The sequence below is a fragment of the Roseibium sp. genome, from assembly GCF_025698965.1.
Classification (GTDB): domain Bacteria; phylum Pseudomonadota; class Alphaproteobacteria; order Rhizobiales; family Stappiaceae; genus Roseibium.
Genome location: NZ_JAILWL010000458.1, coordinates 1 through 5,279, shown reverse-complemented (window position 1 = coordinate 5,279; position 5,279 = coordinate 1). Strand labels below are relative to the sequence as shown.

Sequence of the window (5,279 nt, the reverse complement as noted above, 5' to 3'; positions counted from 1 at the left end):
ATGCCGGTTCCGGCAAATCCATGGGTGAAACTTTCGTGGCTTTGCACCATGGCCCCGGACGGCATTTTCCAGACGGACATGACACTGTCCTCAACACCCTCGCCCAAACCTGAGGTTCCGGCCATCGCGACAACTTCCAGCGGGTCTTCTTCCAGATGGAAACGAACCGTATCCGCGTCATGGACCGTTATGTCGGGGATGACACCGCCACCTGCGGCCGCATCATTGATGCGCCAGCCGCGAAGATGCTCGGGCAAATTGACCGCGTGAAAGACCCGTCCGCTCAGGACTTTGCCGATCCTTCCGCTCTTGATCACCTCGTGAATAGCAAGATGAGAACCGGCATTGCGCAAGTGGTGATTGGTAGCAAACACTACGCCTTTGTCCTCTGCGGCCCGAACCATCCCGACAGCATCGTCCAAGGTCATGGCCAACGGCTTTTCACACAGAACATGCTTGCCGGCCGCGATCGCCGCCAATGCCTGTGCATGGTGCTTCTCGTTGGTGGTGGAGATGTAGACCGCATCGACAGTGTCGTCTGAAAGCTGGGCATCCAGATCCGTAAAGCTCGTAGCGATATTGTTGTCCCGCGCGAAGACCTCACCGCGATCTGCGCTTGAACTCAGGACGGAAACAACGTCCGACCCGCTCTGTGCCCGGATCGCATCAATCATGTAGCTCGACGCGATACGACTTGCGCCAACCAGGGCCCACTGCATGAATTCCTCCCGGATCAGTATCTTTTTTTGGAACGTTCCAATTTGTTGATGCGAGTCCTACTGGAACGTTCCAATTGAGTCAAGCACAGAAATGGAAAATGTTACACAGCAGGTGCCGGGAAAGCGCATAAACAGCAACTTGCTCAAGGACATGATTGCTGCCCTTCGACCTTTCCCTTATCATCAGAGTGATATGACCGTTCGCGACGCGAATTCGGGGCTGATTGGGAGGAGAGCCTCAACATGACAGTGACGCACGAGCCCTGGCTCGTCGCGCTTTCCCTGGTCATGGCATTTCAGGGAAGCTTTGTCGGCCTGAGCCTTGCGGTTCAGGTGAGAAACGCCGTTGAACCCAGACGGCGCATGCTCCTTGCCGGAGCAGCGCTGACCCTTGCTCTTGCCATCTGGTCCATGCATTTCGTCGGCATGCTGGCCGCCAAGTTTCCCATTGGTGTTGATTTTCTGGTTCTGCCGACGCTGCTGTCTTTTCTCGTCTGCGTTCTCGTTGTCGGCGTGGCCGTCTTCACGGCCAGCAACCGGCGACTGACCTCGCTCAGGCTTGGACTGGCCGCCTTCGTGATGGGGGCCGGTATCTGCACCATGCATTATCTCGGCATGTACTCGCTCCACGACTCGCTGTTAATGGATCATGAGCCTGCCTATGTACTTGCGAGTTTCCTGATTGCTTTCAATGCCGCCGGGCTTGCGCTTTGGCTTTTGTTCGGTCTTGGCAAGCGGCCACCGCTTGTCGTCTCGGCAGCCGTTATGGGTCTTGCCATCTCCGCCATGCATTACACGGCCATGTCGGGCATGACCTATTCCCTGTCAGAAACGGCCGGACGCCTTGCCGCTCCGAGCCTTAATCCGGCAACGCTGGCGATCTTTGTCTCCTGTGTCGCCTTTCTGGTCTCTGGCCTGTTTCTCCTGACGCTGGTTCCGGTGCAGCAGGCCGAGGCGGGGCGGGATCAGGAAACAGCTAGCCACGATGGTAATGTCGAAGAAACCATCGATGAAGCTGAACCCGCACTTCAAGAAGCTGCAGCTTCAGATCCGGGTAAACGGACTGCTGCCGGTCTCCAGGCAGCACCGTCCTCTCCGAGATCGTCCAAACCTACTGCAAAACGAACCTTGCCGATCGAACGAGATGGCCAGAAAACCCAGATCGGCATAGCGGATATTGCTGCTATCCACGCTGATGCGCATTACACGAAAATCTATGACGGTCATCGCGAATATTTCTGCCCACTCTCAATCAGCGAGGCGGAACAACAGCTCGATCAGAAACTTTTCAAACGGGTTCACCGCAGCCACATCGTCAACCTGTCTTGTGTTTCAAGCTTCAAACGCGCCGGTGACGGCGGTGTTCTGGTCCTTGAGGGCGACGATGCGCAGACTGTGCCTGTCAGCCGGTCCCGCTGGAGCCGTATCCGCGATAGGCTGACCACCCTGACCGAATCCGCAGATCAGCAAAATCATCAGGCGGCCGCGCAATAGCGGTCTCCGAAAGGGGGAGTTCCGCCTGCATACGCGCCCAATGTGCAGCGCAGCAACTTTTTAAATTCCCGCCGTTCGTGCAAACCTGTCTTTTTTTGCGCAACTTTAACGAGTTTATTTCCGATTGCCGTGAGAAATTCGTCAAATTCTGATTTTTCAATAGCTTAAAACAAATTCAGACAGATTTTCGGAACCGTTGCTCGTGAAATACGTCAAGGATTCTTACGTATTTCGTGCTCCAGAGCCGGCTGTCCATGTAATGTTGCACGTATCCGGTGCATGCCGTCTTGTGTGTGCGGCGCACCCCTCTCCACCCTGACGGCATGTGACATTCCGTCGCTTTTGACGGAAGCGCACGTTCCAGCCGGGTGACCTGTCCTTGGACGCGAGGAACCTTCATCCGGTGATCGGTTCGCAATGTTTGGACCGTTTGAGGGAGGAGAGAAACGTGATCCCTGGTGAATTCACCTATCACCGGCCATCAACGGTGGCCGAAGCCGTCGCCATTCTGGCCAGTCATGGCGACGAAGCCCGGCCGCTTTCCGGCGGCCACAGTCTGATTCCGATGATGAAGCTGCGCATGGCAGCGCCGGAGCATCTGGTCGACCTCGGCGGCATCGCTGACCTGAAAGGCATCAGCGAGGATGCCGGTACGATCACCATTCGCGCCATGACGACACAGCATGAGCTGATCGAGTCGGATCTCTTGAGCGAGAAGCTGCCCATCATTCGCGAAACGTCTTTGTTGATTGCCGATCCGCAGATCCGTTACCTCGGGACGCTTGGCGGCAATGTCGCCAATGGAGACCCGGGTAACGATATGCCTGGTCTTATGCAGTGTCTGAATGCGTCGTATGTTCTGACCGGACCGGACGGCGCGCGCGATGTTGCTGCGCGTGATTTTTATGAGGCGGCTTATTTCACCGCCCTAGCACCAGAGGAAATTCTGACGGCCGTGAAAATTCCGGTGCCTCCTGCAGGTCACGGTTACGCCTACGAAAAACTGAAGCGCAAGGTCGGCGACTATGCGACCGCCGCTGCCGCGGTTGTTCTGACGATGAACGGCGGCACGGTTTCCAGCTGTTCGATCGCTCTGACCAATGTTGCCGACACGCCGCTTTTCGCTGCCCAGGCGAGCGACATTTTGACCGGATCGACGCTTGATGCGAACACGGTGAGGCAGGCCGTCGCCGCAGCTGAAGCCATCACCGAACCGGCTTCCGATGGCCGGGGCCCAGCTGAATACCGGACAAAGATGGCCGGCGTCATGATGCAACGTGCACTTGCCCGCGCTGCTGAACGCGCATCCGGCTGAAATTGGGACCGAGGGAGAAAATCATGAGCGACATTGAACAAATCCCGGTCACAATGACCGTCAACGGCAAGAAGGTGCAGCGCTTTGTCGATGCGCGCACGCTTCTGATCCATTTCCTTAGGGAAGACCTTAACATCACCGGACCCCATATCGGCTGCGAAACATCCCATTGCGGCGCCTGTACCGTCGAAATGAATGGCATGTCTGTGAAGTCCTGCACCGTGTTTGCGGCCCAGGCGAATGGAGCGGAACTGACCACAATCGAAGGTCTTGCCAATCCGGATGGCACGCTGTCGGCTCTCCAGGAGGGCTTCCGTCAGATGCATGGTCTGCAATGCGGCTTCTGCACCCCCGGCATGATCACCCGCGCCCATACGCTTTTGAAGGAAAACCCGAACCCGACGGAAGATGAAATCCGGATGGGTATCTCGGGCAATCTGTGCCGCTGTACCGGCTATCAGAACATCGTCAAGGCCATCCAATACGCCGCCGCAAAGCTGAACGGCACCGATATTCAGGAGGCTGCAGAATGAATGACATGACCCCCACACGGGAACAGCGCGAAGCCGCCCTGGAAGGCATGGGTTGCAAGCGCAAACGCGTTGAAGACATTCGCTTCACACAAGGCAAGGGCCAGTATGTCGACGATCTGAAGCTACCGGGAATGGTGTTCGGCGACTTCGTCCGCTCTCCCTACCCGCACGCCAAGATCACCAAGATCGACGCAACCGAAGCCTTGAAAATTCCGGGAGTGATCGCGGTTCTGACTGCCGAGGACCTCAAGGGCGTCAATCTGGCCTGGATGCCGACGCTTGCGGGTGACGTCCAGATGGTGCTTGCCGATGGCAAGGTTCTTTATCAGAACCAGGAAGTCGCCTTTGTTGTCGCCGAAAACCGCTACATCGCGGACGATGCGATTCAATTGGTCGAAATCGAATACGAAGAATTGCCTGTGCTGACCGATCCGTTCAAATCCATGGATGCGGATGCACCTGTCCTGCGCCCGGATCTTGAAGGAAAAACCGAAGGCGCACACGGACCACGCAAGCACCACAACCACATCTTCACCTGGGAAGTCGGCGACAAGGACGAAACGTCAAAGGCGTTTGCCGACGCGGATGTCACCGTCAAGGAGATGATCTCCTATCATCGCACCCATCCCTCGCCGCTTGAAACCTGCCAATGCGTTGCTTCCATGGACAAGGTCAAGGGGGAGCTGACCGTCTGGGGCACATTCCAGGCCCCTCACGTGATCCGCACGGTCGCCTCGCTGCTGTCCACGATCCCGGAACACAAGATCCATGTGATCGCGCCGGATATCGGCGGTGGTTTCGGCAACAAGGTGGGTGCCTATCCGGGCTATATCTGTTCGATCGTCGCCTCCATCGTCACCGGTGTGCCGGTGAAATGGGTGGAAGACCGGATGGAGAACCTCTCCACTACTTCGTTTGCCCGCGACTATCACATGACCACGGAAATAGCCGCAAAGAACGACGGTACCGTTACAGGTTTGAAAGTGCATGTGCTTGCCGACCATGGCGGTTTTGACGCCTGCGCCGACCCGTCGAAATGGCCGGCCGGTTTCTTCAACATCGTCACCGGTTCCTATGACTTTCCGGCGGCCCACCTTGAAGTCGACGGCGTCTATACCAACAAGGCCCCTGGCGGCGTCGCCTATCGTTGCTCCTTCCGCGTTACGGAAGCCGCTTACTGCATCGAACGGGGCATGGACATTCTGGCGCAGAAGCTGG

Annotated in this window: 5 protein-coding genes; 4 read left to right on the top strand and 1 reads right to left on the bottom strand. The window is 57.0% G+C overall.

The genetic code is table 11. The features are described 5' to 3' along the window. Positions 1–719, bottom strand: a 719-nt coding sequence (locus K5905_RS26920) for a Gfo/Idh/MocA family oxidoreductase (protein WP_297590035.1), incomplete at its 3' end; no start/stop codon positions are given. Positions 720–962: 243 nt separating this feature from the next. Here K5905_RS26920 and K5905_RS26915 point away from each other — a divergent pair. The 4 genes from K5905_RS26915 to K5905_RS26900 all read left to right on the top strand — a co-directional run. Continuing rightward, complete coding sequence (locus K5905_RS26915; RefSeq protein WP_297590034.1) at positions 963–2,213, top strand: MHYT domain-containing protein; 1,251 nt, start codon at positions 963–965, stop codon at positions 2,211–2,213. 448 nt (positions 2,214–2,661) lie between these two features. Further along, on the top strand, positions 2,662–3,528 hold the full coding sequence (locus K5905_RS26910) for a xanthine dehydrogenase family protein subunit M (RefSeq protein WP_297590030.1): 867 nt from the start codon (positions 2,662–2,664) through the stop codon (positions 3,526–3,528). 32 nt (positions 3,529–3,560) lie between these two features. Continuing rightward, positions 3,561–4,061, top strand: a complete 501-nt coding sequence (locus K5905_RS26905; protein ID WP_297590037.1) for a (2Fe-2S)-binding protein — start codon at positions 3,561–3,563, stop codon at positions 4,059–4,061. Further along, the coding region (locus K5905_RS26900; protein ID WP_297590028.1) for a molybdopterin cofactor-binding domain-containing protein at positions 4,058–5,279 on the top strand (1,222 nt) is incomplete at its 3' end. The genes K5905_RS26905 and K5905_RS26900, both read left to right, overlap by 4 nt.

What these genes read in the sequence shown, in the direction of transcription:
- K5905_RS26915 (WP_297590034.1), top strand. Translation starts at nt 963, where the DNA reads ATGACAGTGACGCACGAGCCCTGGCTCGTCGCGCTTTCCCTGGTCATG.